The organism is Cupriavidus sp. SK-3, assembly GCF_000611145.1.
Taxonomy (GTDB): Bacteria; Pseudomonadota; Gammaproteobacteria; order Burkholderiales; family Burkholderiaceae; genus Cupriavidus.
The window spans coordinates 59,182-76,289 of sequence record NZ_JFJV02000215.1 but is presented as its reverse complement, the minus strand read 5'-3'; the positions used below and the strand labels follow the sequence as shown (position 1 = coordinate 76,289).

The 17,108-nt window shown below is 66.3% G+C and carries 18 protein-coding genes; 9 read left to right on the top strand and 9 right to left on the bottom strand.

What is annotated here, in order from left to right:
- The 6 genes from CF70_RS21760 to CF70_RS21735 all read left to right on the top strand — a co-directional run.
- A partial coding sequence (locus CF70_RS21760) for a MarR family winged helix-turn-helix transcriptional regulator (protein WP_235185150.1) occupies window positions 1–431 on the top strand: 431 nt, incomplete at its 5' end.
- Window positions 432–435: 4 nt separating this feature from the next.
- The gene (locus CF70_RS21755) at window positions 436–2,499 is read left to right on the top strand and encodes an FUSC family protein (RefSeq protein WP_051648761.1); all 2,064 of its coding nucleotides are present in this window, start codon (window positions 436–438) and stop codon (window positions 2,497–2,499) included.
- 33 nt (window positions 2,500–2,532) lie between these two features.
- The gene (locus CF70_RS21750) at window positions 2,533–2,742 is read left to right on the top strand and encodes a DUF1656 domain-containing protein (RefSeq protein WP_035869418.1); all 210 of its coding nucleotides are present in this window, start codon (window positions 2,533–2,535) and stop codon (window positions 2,740–2,742) included.
- Window positions 2,739–3,665, top strand: a complete 927-nt coding sequence (locus CF70_RS21745) for an HlyD family secretion protein (protein WP_035869415.1) — start codon at window positions 2,739–2,741, stop codon at window positions 3,663–3,665. Before CF70_RS21750 ends, CF70_RS21745 begins: the two co-directional genes overlap by 4 nt.
- Window positions 3,662–5,116: an efflux transporter outer membrane subunit gene (locus CF70_RS21740; protein WP_035869413.1), complete on the top strand. Its 1,455-nt coding sequence runs from the start codon at window positions 3,662–3,664 to the stop codon at window positions 5,114–5,116. Before CF70_RS21745 ends, CF70_RS21740 begins: the two co-directional genes overlap by 4 nt.
- 96 nt (window positions 5,117–5,212) lie before the next feature.
- Entirely contained in the window at window positions 5,213–6,025 is an 813-nt protein-coding gene (locus tag CF70_RS21735; protein WP_035869412.1) for a MetQ/NlpA family ABC transporter substrate-binding protein, read from the top strand.
- A gap of 136 nt (window positions 6,026–6,161) precedes the next feature.
- Here CF70_RS21735 and tolA read toward each other — a convergent pair whose 3' ends face one another.
- On the bottom strand, window positions 6,162–6,872 hold the full coding sequence (gene tolA, locus CF70_RS21730; RefSeq protein WP_035869409.1) for a cell envelope integrity protein TolA: 711 nt from the start codon (window positions 6,870–6,872) through the stop codon (window positions 6,162–6,164).
- A gap of 373 nt (window positions 6,873–7,245) precedes the next feature.
- Here tolA and CF70_RS21725 point away from each other — a divergent pair, with 373 nt between their 5' ends.
- The 3 genes from CF70_RS21725 to CF70_RS21715 all read left to right on the top strand — a co-directional run bounded on the left by CF70_RS21725 (window position 7,246) and on the right by CF70_RS21715 (window position 9,379).
- Window positions 7,246–8,139 carry a Ku protein gene (locus CF70_RS21725; RefSeq protein WP_035869407.1) on the top strand — a complete coding sequence of 298 codons (894 nt, stop codon included), beginning with the start codon at window positions 7,246–7,248 and terminating at the stop codon, window positions 8,137–8,139.
- A gap of 7 nt (window positions 8,140–8,146) precedes the next feature.
- Window positions 8,147–8,953 (top strand): tetratricopeptide repeat protein, encoded by an 807-nt coding sequence (locus tag CF70_RS21720; RefSeq protein ID WP_035869403.1) that lies wholly within the window; start codon window positions 8,147–8,149, stop codon window positions 8,951–8,953.
- A 114-nt stretch (window positions 8,954–9,067) separates the two neighbouring features.
- A complete protein-coding gene (locus CF70_RS21715; RefSeq protein ID WP_035869399.1) occupies window positions 9,068–9,379 on the top strand; it encodes a hypothetical protein in 312 nt (103 codons plus the stop codon).
- A gap of 75 nt (window positions 9,380–9,454) precedes the next feature.
- Here the strand turns inward: CF70_RS21715 and CF70_RS21710 are convergent, their stop codons facing one another.
- From CF70_RS21710 to paaB, 8 genes are all read right to left on the bottom strand, one after another.
- Window positions 9,455–9,694 (bottom strand): DUF2789 domain-containing protein, encoded by a 240-nt coding sequence (locus CF70_RS21710; protein ID WP_035869396.1) that lies wholly within the window; start codon window positions 9,692–9,694, stop codon window positions 9,455–9,457.
- 204 nt (window positions 9,695–9,898) lie between these two features.
- Window positions 9,899–10,882: a Bug family tripartite tricarboxylate transporter substrate binding protein gene (locus CF70_RS21705; RefSeq protein ID WP_051648759.1), complete on the bottom strand. Its 984-nt coding sequence runs from the start codon at window positions 10,880–10,882 to the stop codon at window positions 9,899–9,901.
- Window positions 10,883–11,000: 118 nt separating this feature from the next.
- Window positions 11,001–12,326 (bottom strand): phenylacetate--CoA ligase PaaK, encoded by a 1,326-nt coding sequence (gene paaK, locus CF70_RS21700; RefSeq protein ID WP_035869393.1) that lies wholly within the window; start codon window positions 12,324–12,326, stop codon window positions 11,001–11,003.
- Between the two features lie 277 nt (window positions 12,327–12,603).
- The gene (gene paaN / locus CF70_RS21695; protein ID WP_035869390.1) at window positions 12,604–14,292 is read right to left on the bottom strand and encodes a phenylacetic acid degradation protein PaaN; all 1,689 of its coding nucleotides are present in this window, start codon (window positions 14,290–14,292) and stop codon (window positions 12,604–12,606) included.
- Window positions 14,293–14,337: 45 nt separating this feature from the next.
- Window positions 14,338–15,426 (bottom strand): 1,2-phenylacetyl-CoA epoxidase subunit PaaE, encoded by a 1,089-nt coding sequence (gene paaE / locus CF70_RS21690; protein WP_035869387.1) that lies wholly within the window; start codon window positions 15,424–15,426, stop codon window positions 14,338–14,340.
- A 23-nt stretch (window positions 15,427–15,449) separates the two neighbouring features.
- Window positions 15,450–15,995 carry a 1,2-phenylacetyl-CoA epoxidase subunit PaaD gene (gene paaD / locus CF70_RS21685; protein WP_035869385.1) on the bottom strand — a complete coding sequence of 182 codons (546 nt, stop codon included), beginning with the start codon at window positions 15,993–15,995 and terminating at the stop codon, window positions 15,450–15,452.
- Window positions 15,996–16,001: 6 nt separating this feature from the next.
- On the bottom strand, window positions 16,002–16,805 hold the full coding sequence (gene paaC / locus CF70_RS21680; protein WP_035869382.1) for a 1,2-phenylacetyl-CoA epoxidase subunit PaaC: 804 nt from the start codon (window positions 16,803–16,805) through the stop codon (window positions 16,002–16,004).
- Window positions 16,806–16,816: 11 nt separating this feature from the next.
- Window positions 16,817–17,101, bottom strand: a complete 285-nt coding sequence (paaB, locus tag CF70_RS21675; RefSeq protein WP_035869507.1) for a 1,2-phenylacetyl-CoA epoxidase subunit PaaB — start codon at window positions 17,099–17,101, stop codon at window positions 16,817–16,819.
- Between the last annotated feature and the right edge of the window lie 7 nt (window positions 17,102–17,108).

Here is a 17,108-nt window from a genome sequence, read left to right as displayed (position 1 = left end):
CCCCCCCCCCCCCCCCCCCCCCCCCCCGCCAATGGCGCCAGATTTCCCAGGGCGCCGTCACGGCCTACGGCGTTTCCGCCGCGGCCGCCGGGCCCTTGTTGTTTATCCGCCGCCTTGGCGGCGGTGTGCGCCAGGTCAGGCTGGCCGACTATGTGGGGCTCGAAGGCGCATCGCTGGTGCGCTTGCTCGACCAGCTCTGCGCTGCCGGCCTGGTGCGCCGGGAGGTCGATGCGAACGACCGGCGGGCCAATACGCTCTGGCTGACCGACGCCGGCGAGGCGCTGGCCGAAAAAATCGAGATCGAACTCAAGCAAGTGCGCGCCACGGTCTTCGCCGACATCAGCGAGCAGGATTTCGAGGGCGCCATGCGCGTTCTCGACGCACTCGCACGCGCCGCCGAGTCCGCGCCCAATACCGCTTCCGGGTCCTGAGAACATGTTGAGCTGGCCAACCGGAAGAGACTGGATTTTTTCCTTTAAAGCCTTTGCAGCGGCCATGCTGGCGCTGTTCATCGCGCTGTACCTCGGCCTGCCGCGCCCCTACTGGGCGATGGCTTCCGTGTATATCGTGGCGCATCCGCTCACCGGCGCGACCCGCTCCAAAGCGCTGTACCGCGTGCTCGGCACGCTGCTGGGCGCAGCCGCGGCGGTTGCCATGGTGCCGCCGCTGGTCAATGCGCCGGTCTTGCTGATGGCCGCGGTTGCGTTGTGGATCGGGGTCCTGCTCTATATCGCCCTGCTGCACCGTACGCCGCGCAGCTATGTGTTCATGCTGGCGGCCTATACGCTGCCCATGGTGGCGTTGCCTGCCGTGGGCGATCCCGGCGGCGTGTTCGACATCGCGGTGGCGCGAGCCGAGGAAATCTGCCTGGGCATCCTGTGCGCGAGCATTGTCGGCTCGACCATCTTCCCGGCCAGGGTGGCCACGGTGCTCGGCCAGAGATCCGCGCAATGGCTGGCCGATGCCGCGTTGTGGGCCACCGATATGCTGTCCGCGCAGCCGGCCGCCAAGGTCTCGCGCCATCACAGCAGGCACAGGCTGGCCGCCGACATCCTCGCGCTCGACCAATTGATCAGCCAGCTCTCTTACGACGCCGAAAGCGCCGCGCGCGTGAAGCACGCGCAGGAGTTGCGTGGCCGCATGACCATGCTGCTGCCCGTGCTGTCGTCGCTGGCCTCCGTGGTGGAGGCGCTCCACCAGCACGCGGCGGGCGTGCCCCGCCGGCTGTCGCAGAACATGGCGCTGGTCTCGGCGTGGATCAGCGAGGGCGCGCAGGCGCCGCTGCCCGCGTTGCAGTTGTCTCCTGCCGCGCCGGCCGATGACACGGGACTCGATGCCGGCAGCGCCGGCCCGGACTGGCACGCCGCGCTGGCCGCCACCGCCGAAGGCCGCTTGCTTGAACTGATGGAGTTATGGCAGGACTGCGTCTCCCTGCAGCGCCGCATCGGCGAGGCCGCCCCGGAGGGCGACTGGACGCCGGTGTTCCAGCGCTGGGGCGTGGGCGCGGCGCGGCACTACGATCACGGCATGCTGCTGTTCTCCACCGCCACGACCGCCCTGGCCATCTTCTGCATGGGCCTGGTCTGGATCTGGACGGGCTGGGCGGACGGCGCCGGCGCCGTCGCGCTGGGCGCGGTGTCCTGCTGCTTCTTTGCCGCGATGGACGAGCCGGCGCCGATGATCCGCTCCTTCTTCCGCTGGAACGTGGTCTGCCTGGTCTTGGCAACGGTCTACCTGTTCGTGGTCCTGCCCAACGCGCACGACTTCGAGATGCTGGTGCTGATGTTCGCGGCGCCTTACCTGCTCATCGGCCTGATGATGGCGCAGCCGCGGCTTGCGCTGATCGCCATGCCGCTGGCGGTGGTCACGGCCAACGATATTGGCCTGCAGGGCGCGTACAACGCCGACTTCAATGCCTTCTTCAACGGCAACGTGGCGGGTATCGCGGGCATCCTGTTCGCGCTGGTGTGGACCCTGGTGGCCCGCCCCTTCGGCACCAGGGCGGCGGTGCGCCGGCTGGTGCGCGCGAGCTGGGGCGACATTGCCCGCAATGCCACCGGCCGCGAACCTGGCGAGCACGCGAACCTGCGCGCCCGCATGCTGGACCGGCTGGCGCAGATCGTGCCGCGGCTGGCCGCCAGCGAGGATGAAACCACCAGCGACGGCTTCACCGAAGTGCGCGTCGAGCTCAGCACGCTGGCGCTGCAGCGCGAGCTGCCCGCGCTGGCGCCGGAACACCAGCGTGCCGTGCGGCGCGTGCTGCAGGGCGTGGCCAGCTACTACCAGGCGCGCCTGGATGCCAGGGCCGAAGTCCCGCCGCAGGTGCTGCGCGACAGGATGGGCACCGCGATCCGCAAAGTGGCATCGCGCGCCGACCAGGCCTCGCGCGAGGCGTTTGCCGCGCTGGTGGAAATGCACGTCGCCTTGTTTTCGGCAGCGCCCCTGGCAATGAGCCCGGCTGTGGCCCAGGCCGCAAGTCCGGCCGGAATCGAGAAATGAGCATGGAATCGATCCATACAGCGAGCAATGGCAATGAGCGGTGAAGTCGACGTCTATGGTGTGTTTGTCCCGAGCCTGCTGGCGTGGATGCTGGTGGCTTTCCTGATCACCGCCTGCACGCGCGCCGTGCTGGCGCGTGTGGGTTTTTACCGGCTGGTCTGGCACCGGTCGCTGTTCAATCTGGCTTTATACGGGATCGTCCTGGGTGGCACCGTCTACCTGGCCTATCGGCTGCAGTCATGAAACTCAATCTTCGTACGCTTGGACCCATCGCCCTCACCCTTGTCGTCACCGCGGTCGCGGTCGTCGTCGTCAAACACCTGTGGGATTACTACACGGTCGCGCCATGGACGCGTGACGGCCATATCCGCGCCGACGTGGTGCAGATCGCGCCTGACGTGTCCGGCCTGGTGACCAAGGTCCTGGTCAAGGACAACCAGCGCGTGCAGCGCGGCCAGCCGCTGTTCGAGATCGACCGCGACCGCTTCGCGCTGGCGCTGCAGCAGGCGCAGGCCACGGTGGCCGCGCAAAGCGCCACGCTGGCCCAGGCCCGCCGCGAGGCGCGGCGCAGCCAGACGCTGTCCGAGGTGGTTTCCAAGGAAGTGGTGGAAGAAGGCCTGGCCAAGGTCCAGCAAGGCGAAGCCGCGCTGGCGCAGGCACAGGCGGCGGTCAATATCGCCAAGCTCAACCTGGAGCGCACCATCGTGCTCAGCCCGGTGGATGGCTACCTGAACGACCGGCTGCCGCGCCTTGGCGACTACGTCAACACGGGCCGCCCGGTGTTGTCGATGGTCGACGCGAATTCCTTCCACGTGGAAGGCTATTTCGAGGAAACCAAGCTGCATGGCATCCATATCGGCAATCCGGTGGAGATCCGCATCATGGGCGAATCCGGCGTGCTGCATGGCCATGTGCAAAGCATTGCCGCCGGCATCGAGGACCGGGACCGCAGCAACGGGTCCAACCTGCTGCCGAACGTGAACCCGACCTTCAACTGGGTCCGCCTCGCGCAACGCATCCCGGTGCGCATCGTGCTGGACAATCCGCCCGCTGACCTGCGGCTGGTGGCGGGCCGCACGGCCACCGTATCGGTGCGCGAGCCGGCCGGCAAGGACAAGCTCGCGGCCTCGGGCCAGGCTGCCGCAACCCACGGAGCCGTGCAGTGAACGCCTTGCGCCTAGCCTTGCTGCCGGCCCTGGTGCCGCTGCTGTTCGCCTGCACCACGGTCGGCCCCGATTACCACGTGCCGGAAAACGCGACCGTGAATGCGCCCGCCGCCAATGGCCCCTTGCTCGGCACGGACAACCCGGCCGTGTCGATCGGCGCCGTGCCCGACGGCTGGTGGCGCCTGTACGACGACCCCAAGCTCGACAAGCTGGTGCAGGAAGCGCTGACCGCCAATACGGATCTGCGCGTCGCCGCCGCCAATCTCAAGCGCGCCATCGCGGTCTATCACGAGGTGGAGGCGGAGAACCTGCCCGAGGCCCGTTTCCTGGCCGGTGCACAGCGTGGGCAGATCGCCGGAGAGCCGCTGCTCAAGGAAGAGAAGATTCCGGTGATGAACTTTGGCGACGTCGGCCTTAACGTTTCCTACCTGATCGACTTCTTCGGCAAGCTCGCACGCGCGGACGAAGCGGCGCTGGCCGGCGCGCAGGCCAGCCAGGCCGCGCTCGACCAGGCGCGCGTGGGCGTGGTCGCGGAGACGGTGCGGGCCTATGTGCAGGGCTGCGCCGCCACGCATGAACTGGAAGTCGCCGAGCACCAGCTCGAGTTGCAGCGCCGCGGCGTCGAGCTGGCACGCAAGATGGTCGACGCGGGGCGCGGCCAGCCGGTCGACCTGTTGCGCTCCCAGGCCCAGGCCGACACGCTGCGCGCTGCATTGCCACGCTTCAAGGCCGAGCAGGAAGGCGCGGCGTACCGCCTGGCGGTGATGCTGGGCAAGCCGCCCACCGCGGCGTCGCTGACGGAATACGCCTGCCATGAAGAACCCAGGCTGAGCCAGGCCTTGCCCGTGGGCGACGGCGCAGCGCTGCTCAAGCGCCGGCCCGACGTGCGCCAGGCCGAGCGCGAACTCGCATCGGCCACGGCAAAGATCGGCGTCGCTACGGCGGATCTCTATCCGTCCATCCGCATTGGCGCTTCCGCCGGCTTTACCGGTATCCTGGACCATCTTGGCCAGGCGCCGACCGCGCATTGGGGCTTCGGCCCGTTGATCACCTGGAACATCCCCACCAGCGGCACCCGCGCGCGCATCCATGGCACCGAAGCCGGCGCCGAGGCGGCGCTCGCGCGCTTCGACGGCGTGGTGCTCAAGGCACTGCGCGAAACGCAGTCCGCGCTGAGCAGCTATACGCGTGAACTGGAGCGCACCGCGGCCCTGCGCGATGCCCGCGACAAGGCCAACGAGGTGGCGCGGCAAAACCGCCAGCTCTACCAGGCCGGCCGCTCGCCGTACCTGTCCAGCCTCGATGCGGACCGTACGCTGGCCAGCACCGAAGCCTCGCTGGCCGCGTCGGAAAGCCAGGTCGCGCTGGACCAGATCAACCTGTTCCTCGCGCTTGGCGGTGGCTGGCAGGATGCGCCGAGCGTGAAGACGCAGGCGATGGGCGGGGATTGAGCGCGCAGCGGGCGTCCGTTTACACTCTCATGCCCGGCATCTTGCCTGGCCGAATCAGCCGAATCAGCCGAATCAGCACAAAGGAATAGCAGCACCATGTTTTATCCCTCGATCCAGAAAACCCTGTCCATCGCGATCGCCACGCTTGGCATCGTGGCCTCGGGCGCCGCGCTGGCGCAGGAACAGACCTTGCGCGTCGGCACGGTCAGCGGCCCGGACGCGCAGGTCTGGCAAGTGGTCCAGAAAGTCGCCAAGCGCGAAGGGCTGAATATCAAGGTCGTGGAGTTCAACGACTACGTGCAGCCCAACGCCGCGCTCGACGCCGGCGACCTTGACGCCAACAGCTTCCAGCACCAGCCCTATCTCGACAGCCAGATCAAGCAGCGCGGCTACAAGATGGTCAGCGTGGGCTACACGTACATCTCGCCGCTGGGCATCTACTCGCAAAAGCTGAAGTCGCCCAAGGACCTGCCGCAAGGCGCCAGGGTGGCCGTTCCCAACGATCCCTCCAACGAAAACCGCGCGCTGCTGCTGCTGGCCGCGCAAGGCGTGATCAAGCTCAAGAGCGGCGTGGGCACCAATGGCGTCAACGCGACGCCGCTGGACGTCAGCGACAACCCGAAGAAGCTGAAGATCGTCGAACTCGACGCCGCGCAACTGGCGCGCGCGCTGCCCGACGTGGCCGCGGCGGTGATCAACACCAACTACGCGCTGGCCGCCGGCCTGCAGCCGACCCGCAACGCCATCGCGCTGGAAGATATCCACAGCCCGTACGCGAACATTATCGCGGTGCGCACCCAGGACAAGGACAAGCCGTGGGTGAAGAAGCTGGTGGCTGCCTACCAGTCGGAAGAGGTGAAGCAGTTCATGAAGAACGAGTTCAAGGGCGCAATGGTGCCTTCGTTCTGAGTGCGCGGGCGATGCGGGGGGCTTCATTGGTCCCGCGCCGGCTTGCCAGGACAAAACCCCCCCCCGGATCCTGCGATCCGGAGGGGGTTTTTCGTTGGGCCTTGCCGTCTGGCGCCGTCTCCGTCTGGCTGCCTGCCTATTCCCTTGGCATAAAGGTGATGATGACCTTGGCGGGCGCCAGGCCGTTCTCGTCGCGCGGCAGCGGATCGGATCGCTCCACCGCGCGCAGCACGGCGTTGTCCCAGCCGGCATTGCCGCTGGACTTGGTCAGGCGGGCCGACAGCAGCGAGCCGTCCGGCGCCAGTTGCACCGTAACCACCGCGGCCGGGTTGCCGGCCACCTCTTCGGTGAAGATGATGTTCGGCTTGACGCGGCGCCGCACGCGGTCCGCGTAGCCGGGCGACGCAGCGCCGCCCGCGCCGGCGCCGGTGCCCGCACGGTTGCCCACGCCACCGGTGGTGGGGGCGCTCTTGGCCATGGCTTGCAGGCGTGCCAGTTCGCTCTGGCGCTGTTGCTTGAGAGCCGCCTGACGCTCGCGCTGCTCGGCCTGTCTGGCTTCCGCCGCCGCCGCGGCTTGGCGGCGCTTCTGTGCCTGCAGCGCGATATCGGCGTTTTCCTCCGGTTTGGCCACGGATTCGGGGTTCGGCTGGACCACCGGCTGGGGCTGCGCAATGTCGGGAACACTGTCCCACAGTTCGGCTTCCACGCCTGCCGGCGTGCGGCTCTGCCAGTGCACGCCGTAGTAGAGCAGGCTGCCCAGCAGCAGATGCATGAACAGCGCCAGCAGGAAACATTTCAGCGTTCCCCGCTCCTGTACCACTGGATACGGATAGGCGATGGGCTTCATGGCGCGGGCTGGCCAGAGGCCGCAGGTGTTCCACGCGGTATAGCTCTGGCATCACTCTGACATCGATATGAAAGGATCCTTCGCGATGGTTTGTGCGCCAACCCGCGCTTAGGATCCTCTGTATGGAGCTTAGGTCGGCATTGGCTGCCCAGGCAAGCGCGATTGCGCGGGGCTGCCGCCGCGCCATGCCGGACTCCGTCCATCGCAGAATTTACACGTCCGGTCCGCTGAGCTTGCACGTCAAAAAATCGCTTACAGGCCACAAAAAGTGGCGACTCTGCCGCCGCGGGCGTCCGTGCATTCAACCCTTTGCCGGGCACGGTCTAAGCTATATGCGAAAGATCCCGCTCCCGTCCTCGCAGGATGATTCGCCATGGCTGCTCGTTCCATCGCTTCCCTTTCCCTCAGCTTCGGGCTGGTCTCGATTCCGGTCAAGGTGTACACCGCGACGGAAAGCCAATCCGGGGTGAGCTTCAACCTGCTGCACAAAGGGTGTGGATCGCGCCTGAAACAGCAGTACATCTGCCTGCGCGAAGATGTGGTGGTGGATCGCTCCGAGATGGTGAAGGGGTACGAGTTCGAGAAGGATCACTATGTGGTCTTCGAGCCGGAAGAACTGGATGCGCTGGAGGCGGAGGGCCGCCATACGATCGACATCGTGTCGTTTGTGCCGGCCGGCGCCATCGATCCGATCTACTTCGACAATGCCTATTACCTCGGCCCGGACAAGCGCGGAGCGAAGCCGTATGCCTTGCTGACCGAAGCGATGCGCCGGACCGGCACCTGCGCGCTGGCCCGATGGGTGTGGAAAGGCAAGCAATACATGGTCCAGGTGCGGCCTGGCGACGATGGCCTGATCCTGCAGCAGTTGCTCTATGCCGACGAAGTGCGCCCCATGGCCGACCTGCATGTGGAGAAGGCGGACGTACAGCCCGCGGAACTGGCGCTGGCGCAGCAACTGATCGAGCAGAATTCGGTGGGCAGCTACGATCCCGCCGCCTACGCCGACGAAGAAAAGGCGCGGGTCCTCGCGGCAATCGACAAGAAGATCGCCGGCAAGAAGATCACCGTGACGGAACAACGCGAAGCCACGCAGGGCGCGGAAGTCATCGACCTGATGGAAGCGTTGCGCGCCAGTGTGCAGCAGCGCAAACGCGCAGCCGGGAAAACGGCCGCGGCGCCGGATGCGCCGAAGGCGCGCAAGACCGCACGCCGCGCCACCGCGCCCGCGCCGGCACCCGCGCGCCGCGCGGCAGGCAAGAAGTGACCGGCAGATGACGCTCTATACGTTGCGCGAGGTCCAGGCCATGCTCGGCATCCCGCGCTCGGTTGCCGCCAGGCTGATTGCGGACGGCGTGGTCACGCCAAGCCGCGGCGCGCGCCGTGAATACCTCTTCACCTTCCAGGACATGGTGATGCTGCGAACCGCGAACTCCTTGCGCGAGGCGCAGATCCCGAGCCGCCGCATCTCGCGCGCGCTTTCGAAACTGAAGGCGTCCAGAGGGCAGGAAGCGCCGCTGACCGGTGTGCGGATTCGCGCGATCGGCAACGAGGTGGCGACCCGCGACACCGTCAGGCAGTGGCAGGCGGAATCGGGCCAGCTGCTGATGGATTTCGAGCCGGAGGAGGCCGGCGCTGCCGCCGTCCATTCCCTGCACCAAGCCCCGTCCACCGAAGCGAGCATCTGGTTCCAGACCGGTTGCAAGCTGGAAGCCGAGGCGCCTGGCGAAGCGGAGCAGGCATACCGCCGTGCGCTCTCAGCCGATGGCAGCTATCTCGAACCCTATCTCAACCTGGGGTGCATGCTCTGCGCCGCCGGCCACTTCGGAGAGGCGGTCGCGCTCTACCGCTGCGGGCTTGCGCATCTGCCGGACGAACCGCTGATGCACTTCAACCTGGCAGTCGCGCTGGAAGACGACGGGCTGCAGGCAGAAGCGCTGGCCAGCTATGGGCACTGCATCGAACTCGCCCCGGAGTTCGCGGATGCCCACTTCAATGCAGCGCGGTTGTATGAAGCCTTGGGGGACGATATGCGTGCGATCCGGCATTTCAACGCATACCGGAAGCTGCAACCGCGGTGAATGCCGGCCGCGCGTGGCGCTGGCGGCGCGTGCGATAGGGTGCTTCCGCACGGTCCCCGCTTTGAAAAGACGACGGCCATTTTGTAGGATTAACGCAAAGGAGGGTCCGGGACCATGAATCAGGAAGACATGGCAAGCGCACCATACCTGGCAGGACAACCGCTCGTCGGCGACGTGGTTGCGGTTGGCGCCATCCGCCCGCAGGCGGGCGACCTTGTGACGGTGCGAAGCCGGATCGATCCCCAGGTGGAATTCAATACGCGCCTGACGCTCTCGGTGCCCGGCGGCACCTGGAAGGCCGTGGTCTTCAGTATCGAGCGAGCCGGCGAGCCACTTGCGGAATTCGGCGGAGTCAGGCTGGAGGACGAGGTCGAGATCTCGATGGATCACTTCGCCTCCATGCTCAGGTGCGTGCCTCCCCAGTGAGGGGTCGCGCGCGCCGCACTGCCACGGGCCGTACGCATCCTTCAAGGTAGATTCGCCGCGCGCGCCGCGATCTTGTCATTTCGAGGATCGCAGTGCCACATTCAGCTGGTCCACCACTTCCGCCCAATCGGCGTCCTCGAGGATTTCGTCCTGCAGCAGCGCCGCCTGGGCGGTCGTCCAGAACGGTGCGTCCGCGAGCGGCACGTCGTCGGCGAGCGGGGAATGCGTAGCGATGAAGTTCCGGATCTCCGCTTCGCTGGCCGGCAATCCCAGTTGCGCGAACAGTTCGGAAAAGTGATGAAAGCCCTGGTCCATGATGGTTGCCCCTTCTGCTCAAGAGATCGATGTCCGTGCAGCTCGGCGAGTGCATTGCCACCATGCTATGCGACAACGCAGCTTTTGTGCGCAACATCGAACGGTAAAGGCTATTGGCGGGGACTGGCGGGCGACTGGCGCGCGACTGGCGGGCGATGGAGCGGTGCCGCCGGTAGCGGGCGGCGGCACCGCTCGTCTCCGGCCTTAATCCAGCTTGATCTTCAGATCCCGGATGAGCTTGTGCCAGCGAGCGGTCTCGCTGCGCAGCAGGTCGGCAAACTGCGCCGGCGTACTGCCCACGGGTTCCACCCCGAACTCCACCAGCCGCTTGTTGACCGCCGGCTCCCTGATGGCAGCCACGACCTGTTTGTTCAGGATGGCGATCACCTCGGGAGGCGTGGCTGACGGCGCCACCATTCCGACGAGCGCGGCGGCCTCCACGTTCTTGTAGCCGGCCTCGGCGAAGGTCGGCACGTCGGGCAACTGCGGCAGGCGGGTGGGATTGGCCACGGCCAGTGCCTTGACCTTTCCGCCCTTGATGAAACCGGCGCCCGAGGCAAGATCCACCATCATGGCCGGGACCTGCCCGCCGGCAACGTCGGCCAGCGCGGGCGCCGCGCCGCGATACGGCGCGTGGACCATGGTCAGCCCGGCTTCCACCTTGAGCAGTTCCATCGCCAGATGATGCGGGCTGCCGGCACCCGCGGAAGCATAGTCGATGCCGCCCGGCTTGGCTTTCGCCGCGGCAATGAACTCTTGCACGTTGTTTGCACGTATCCCCGGACCCACCACCAGGATCATCGGGAAGCGGCCAAGCAGCGTAACCGGCGCCAGGTCTTTCAGCGGATTGTAGGAAAGGGACTTGTACAGCGCGGGGTTGAACACCAGCGTGCCGTTGTCCGCCGACAGCACCGTGTAGCCATCCCCCGGCGCGCGTGCGGTTTCCGCCGCGGCGATCGCGGTGTTGCCGCCGGGTTTGTTGTCCACCACGACCGGCTGGCCCAGGCGGGTCGAGAGCGGCTGCCCGATGGAGCGCGCCAGGAAGTCCGAACCGCCTCCGGCGGGGTAGGGCACGATCCAGCGCACGGGCTTGCTCGGGAAGGCGGGTTCCGCGCCAGCCGTTGCCGCGGTCCAGGGCAGGGCAGCCAGGCCGAGGCCAACTGCCATCAATTTGCGGATGGTGATCATCTTGTCTCCTGTTTTGAATCTTGCTTGCGGCGTTGTCTTCCGCTTTTTTGCTTTCCTTTTTTATCTGCCGGGCCGCCCGCCGCCGTTCATCCGGCGCGGGCGGCACCCATGCCCGGACTCAGGCGCCGACGTGGCGCAGGTCGAGTACGCGCTGGGCCTTGCCGGTGGCCGTTGTCTTGATCTCACCCGCGTTCAGTACGCGCACCGCCGTGGAAACACCCACCATGGTCTTCACCCGGTGCTGCAGTTCGCGTCCCAATTGCGCACGGTCGCTGTCGGTGAGCGCGTCGCAGACCCCGGCGCGCGCTTCGACCGAGACGGACAGGGCGTCCATATGCCCTTCGCGGGTGATGCACAACTGGTAGTTGCCGCTCAGGCGGCCGATGCCCAGGATCAGCTCCTCGATCTGGCTCGGGAACACGTTGACGCCGCGGATGATCAGCATGTCGTCCGAGCGACCGGTGATCTTCGCCAGCCGGCGCATCGAGCGCGATGTCGGCGGCAGCAGCGTGGTCAGGTCGCGCGTGCGGTAGCGGATCATGGGCATGGCCTCCTTCGACAGCGAGGTGAATACCAGTTCGCCCTGGCTGCCGTCGGGCAGCACTTCGCCGGAGATCGGATCGATGATCTCGGGATAGAAATGATCTTCCCAGATGACCGGTCCATCCTTGCTTTCAATGCACTCGCAGGCAACGCCGGGGCCCATGATTTCCGAGAGCCCGTAGATATCGATGGCCTGGATGCCCGCGCGCGTCTCGATCTCGGCGCGCATGCCCTGCGTCCACGGCTCCGCGCCGAAGATGCCGATCTTCAGCGATGACGCCGCCGGATCCATGCCCTGGCGCGCCATCTCGTCGAGCAGGTTGAGCATGTAGGAGGGCGTGACGAGAATGATCGACGGCTCAAAGTCGCGGATCAGCTGGACCTGCTTCTCGGTCTGCCCGCCAGACATCGGCACGACCATGCAGCCGAGGCGCTCCGCGCCGTAATGGATGCCCAGGCCGCCGGTGAACAGTCCGTAGCCGAATGCGTTGTGCAGCGTATCGCCGCGGCGGCCGCCCGCCGCGCGGATGGAGCGGGCCGTTACGTTGGCCCAGGTGTCGATGTCTTTCGCGGTGTAGCCCACCACGGTCGGCTTGCCGGTCGTGCCGCTAGATGCATGCACGCGCACGACCTCATCCCTGGGCACGGCAAACATCCCGAACGGATAGTTGTCGCGCAGGTCTTTCTTCGAGGTGGTGGGGAATTTCGCCAGGTCGGACAACTGGCGCAGGTCGTCCGGGTGCACGCCGGCGGCGTCGAAGGCGCTGCGGTAGTGCGGCACGTTGTCATAGGCATGACGGAGCGACCATTTGAGCCGTGAGAGCTGCAGCGCCTGGAGTTCGTCGCGGCTGGCGAGTTCGATGGGCTCGAGTTCGCCCGGTTGGGGAATTGGCTGGACCACGGTTGTCTCCTGAGGGTGAAGCGGCTGAATAGGATGGAACGGTGGCGGGATTGGGGGCGCCACACGACGGCTCGGCAACCCGGCTATGGGCGGCAACGGTCTTCGCCGTGGTGCCGTGCCAGGTCGTCAAGCATCCGGAATTCCATAGCGGCGCCCACCCGGCCGACGCGTGCGCGCCGGCCGGCCGGATAGCGGGCACCCTGGCTTGACTACGGATGACGATGCAAAGCCACCTGAGCGCCCGGGACGGGCGCATCCGTGGCTTCGTCAGCGACGCTTACGAGGGCTCGCGCTGCGGGACATGCCTGCGGCTCTGCACGACGCGGAAGCGGTTGGCGACAAACGCGGTATCGGCAAGGCTGGCGTTGGCCGCGGGGTTTGCGCCGGTTGCGTGGAAGTCCGAGAAGGCCGCGGACTGGTTCACGAAGACGCCGCCCGTCAGGTTGACGGACAAGGCGACACCTCCGTCCACGGCGGCCTCGCCAGCGGCATCGAGCACCGCCTCGTCCGTGCTGTAGACGGACAGCGTCAGGGCACCGCGCGTGCGGGCGATGCGCGCCGCGAGTGCCAGTGATTGCGCGCTGGAGTCGGTCGCGATCACAAACGCGATCGGGCCGAACCATTCCTGCGTGAAGGTAGCCTCGTCGCGGCTGGCGTCGAGCTGCAGCAGGACCGGGGTGGCGATCGTTGCGTCGGGGAATTCGGGATGCACGAGACGCTGGCTGGCGAGCAGCGGCGTGCCGAGCGCGGCGACCTGGTCAATCCGGGCGAGCACGCCCTGGTTCTGGATCGCGCCGGTGAGTTCGACGGCACGGGCCGCATCGGCAGTCAGCTTCTGCACGGCGCCGGCGATGGACCGGGCGACCTCTTCAAACGGGACGGTGCCTTCGGCTGTCTTGATGCCGCCACGCGGCACATAGATATTCTGCGGCGCGGTGCACATCTGGCCGGAATACAGCGCGAGAGAAAACGCGATGTTGCGGGCCACCGCCTTGAGATCCTCCGCCGAATCGATCACGATCTGGTTGACGCCAGCCTTCTCCGTGTAGACCTGGGCCTGCGGCGCATGTGTCTCGAGCCAGTCGCCATTGGCGGTGCTGCCGGTGAAATCGATCAGCCGTATCTCGTCGCGCGTGGCCAGCGACTGCACAAGCGGGCCGTCGTTGGGCGCGGTCGCCAGCAAGGTCACGACGTTGGGATCGAAGCCGGCCTCCTGCAGCACTTGCCGCGCGATACGCACGGTGACGGCGAGCGGCAGGATCGCGGCCGGATGTGGCTTGACGATGACGGCATTGCCGGTTGCAAGGTCGGCGAACATGCCCGGATAGCTGTTCCAGGTGGGAAACGTGCAGCAGCCGATCACCAGGCCGATGCCGCGCGGCACGACGGTGAAGCGCTTCTCCATGGCGAGCGGCGGATTCTTGCCCTGCGGCTTTTCCCAGTAGGCCGTCTCCGGAATGTCGCGCATCGCGTCCCACGCATAGGCGATGGCCTCGAGCGCGCGATCCTGCGCGTGCGGGCCGCCGGCCTGGAACGCCATCATGAACGCCTGCCCGGTGGTGTGCATGACGCCGTGCGCGATCTCGAAGCTGGCCTGATTCAGCCGCGCCAGGATTTCCAGGCTCACGCCCACCCAGGCTTTCGGACCGGCCTTGCGGTACTGTGCCTGCGCCTTTTGTGCCGCTGCGATCAGCGCGTCCGGATCCGCTTTGGGGTAGCCGATATGCAGGGTCTGGCCGAATGGCGAGCGCTCTTCGCCGACCGTGCCGTTGCTGCCGGGTTGATCGAGTGTGAAGGGCTGGCCAAGCTGTGCCTTGAATGCCGCTTCGCCGTCGGCGGCGGCGGTTTCACCATAGGCGCGCGGGCTGGGCATCTCGTTGAAGGGGCTCCAGTAGCCGCGCGTCCGGATGGCTTCCAGGGCGCGCTCGAGCGTCTTTTCGTGTTTGCTGAAGAGGGAATGATTCATTGCGGGGGGCGTAATTTTCAGAGGTTGCGGGACTGCGATTACCGTTTACCGTTCGTCGTAGCTGACGACAACCCGATCCGACACCGGATGGCATTGGCAGGTGAGGACGAAGCCATCGTCGATTTCATGTTGTTCGAGCGTGTAGTTCTTTTCCATCTTCACTTCGCCTTCGAGGACTTTCGCGCGGCACGTGCAGCACACACCGCCCTTGCAGGCATAGGGCAGGGCAAGGCCCGCTTTCAGGCCGACATCGAGTACGCTGACCCCCACATAAGGCAGCCGCAGCTTGCGCCGCTTGCCGTCGATGATCACTTCCAGGTCCGCCGCCGGCATGTCGTCGGTGATTTCGATGGGCGGCACGCCCGCTTGCGGCAGCGGTGTGCCGAAGCGTTCGACGTGCACCTTCTCCGGCGCCACGCCGGCTGCCTTAAGCGCGGCTTCGGCGGCATCCATCATCGGGCCGGGGCCGCAGATGAACGCCTCATCGATTTCGTCGGCCGGCGTGAGCGTTTCCAGGAATGCCCGGCATTTCTCCTGATCCAGCACGCCGTTGAACAGCTCGACTTCCTGCAAATCGTCGGACAACACGTGATACAGCGAGAACCGGCTCATATAGCGGTTCTTCAGGTCTTCCAGTTCCTCGGCGAACATGATCGCGTCGACGCTGCGGTTGCCATACACCAGCGTGAACCGGCTGGTCGGCTCCGTCTCAAGCGTGGTCTTGATGATCGCGAGCACGGGCGTGATGCCCGAGCCGCCCGAGAACGCCACGTAGGTTCGCGACAGGTCGGCGTTCAGGTGCGTGAAGAAGCGGCCATCGGGTGTCATCACCTCGATCTCATGGCCAGGCTGCAGCGTGTCGAACGCGAAGTTCGAAAAGCGCCCGCCGCGCACGCGCTTGATGCCGATGCGCAGTTCGCCATCGCGGTCGTAGTCGGTGACGCCCACGCAGATCGAATACGAGCGCCGGGTCTCCTCGCCATCGAGATGTGCCTTCAGCGTGACGAATTGTCCTTGCGTGAAGCGGTACGCATCGCGCAGGTCCTCGGGCACCTCGAAGGAGACGGTCACGGCATCGGCGGTTTCGGGCCGTACCTCGCGGATACGCAAAGGATGGAATTGTGGAGTCGCCATAATGTCGGTCCAGGTCAGTACGGTCAGTACGGTTTGAAGTAATCGAACGGCTCGCGGCAATCGATGCAGCGGTACAGCGCCTTGCATGCCGTCGAGCCGAACTGGGCGAGGAGTTCGGTGTGCACCGAGCCGCATTGCGGGCAGGCCGGCTTGTCCCGGGCGGCCGCGCGAGGCACGAAGCGGATGGTCTTTTCCTGCGGGGCATCGCCGCTGCCGCAGTTGCCGGCAGGTGGCGCGATGCCGTAGCGGCGCAGCTTGTCGCGCGCTTCGCTGGTCATCCAGTCGGTGCTCCACGCAGGGGCAAGCACGGTGACGATGCGATGGGGGACGATCCCGGCGGCGTCCAGCGCCTGCCCGATATCCTCGGCAATCTGCGACATCGCCGGGCACCCCGAATAGGTTGGCGTGATGACGACTTCGACGGCGTCGTCGGCGCCGCGGCGCACCTCGCGCAGGATGCCCAGCTCGCGAATCGATACCACGGGGATCTCCGGGTCCGGGACCGCCTCAAGTACGGTCCAGGCACGTTCCAGCGTGGTGTCGGCATGCATCAATGTGGCTGCGGTCATGGCGATCTACCAGCTGGCGCCGGGATGCTGGCGTGCCAGGGACTGCATTTCGGCAAGCAGAAAGCCCATGTGTTCGGAATGTTCGCCGTGCTTGCCGGTCGTAACGTGTTTCACCGGGGACGGCAGCTTGAGGGTGGCCTGGGCAACGGCCTGCTCAACGTCTGCCTGCCATGCGGGTTCGAGGCCCGCCACCAGGGGGCCTACGCCGGACTCGGCCATCGCGATCTCCACCGCATCGGTTGCGAAGAACTCCCGCGTGTACGGCATCAGGTAATCCAGTGCCGCCTGCGCGCGCCGGTGCGACTCCGCCGTGCCGTCGCCGAAACGGATCAGCCACTCGCTGGCATGGCTGAGGTGGTAGCGCGTCTCCTTCAGCGATTTCGCGGCGATGGCCGCCAGTTGCTCGTCGTTGGACGATTGCAATGCCGTCCACAGATGGGCCATCAGCGCGGAGTAGAGGAAGTTGCGCACTATCGTGACGGCATAGTCGCGTTCGGTGCGTGCGGTGCCTGCGAGCGGCCCGAAGTGCGGCAACTCCAGCATCGTGTAGTTGGCGAACTCGCGCTCGGAGCGGAAGTAGGCGTAGCTGTCTTCGGTCTTCCTCGCGCCGCTCAGCGCTTCGTCGAGCGTAGCCGCGTGCGAGTACAGCAGCCGCGCCTGGCCGATCAGGTCGAGGCTGATATTCGCCAGCGCGATGTCCTCCTCGAGCGCCGGGCCATGGCTGCACCACTCGCTGTTGCGCTGGCCGAGGATCAGCGCGTTATCGGCCAGGCGCAGCACGTACGACAAATGTTGGGGCGTGGTCATCATTGCGTCTCGTCTTACATGTGGTCGATTTCGGCAGGCAGCACGAAAAAGGTCGGATGGCGATAGATCTTGTCGCCGGCCGGCTCGAAGAATGACTCCTTGTCGGCAGGATCGGACGCCGTGATTGCCGCCGACGGCACCACCCAGATGCTCACGCCTTCCTGCCGGCGCGTGTAGACGTCGCGCGCCATGCGCAGTGCCGCGCTCGCATCGGATGCGTGCAGGCTGCCGCAGTGCTTGTGGTCCAGGCCCTGCTTGCTGCGCACGAACACTTCCCAGATCGGCCATTCCTTATTCATCTTCATC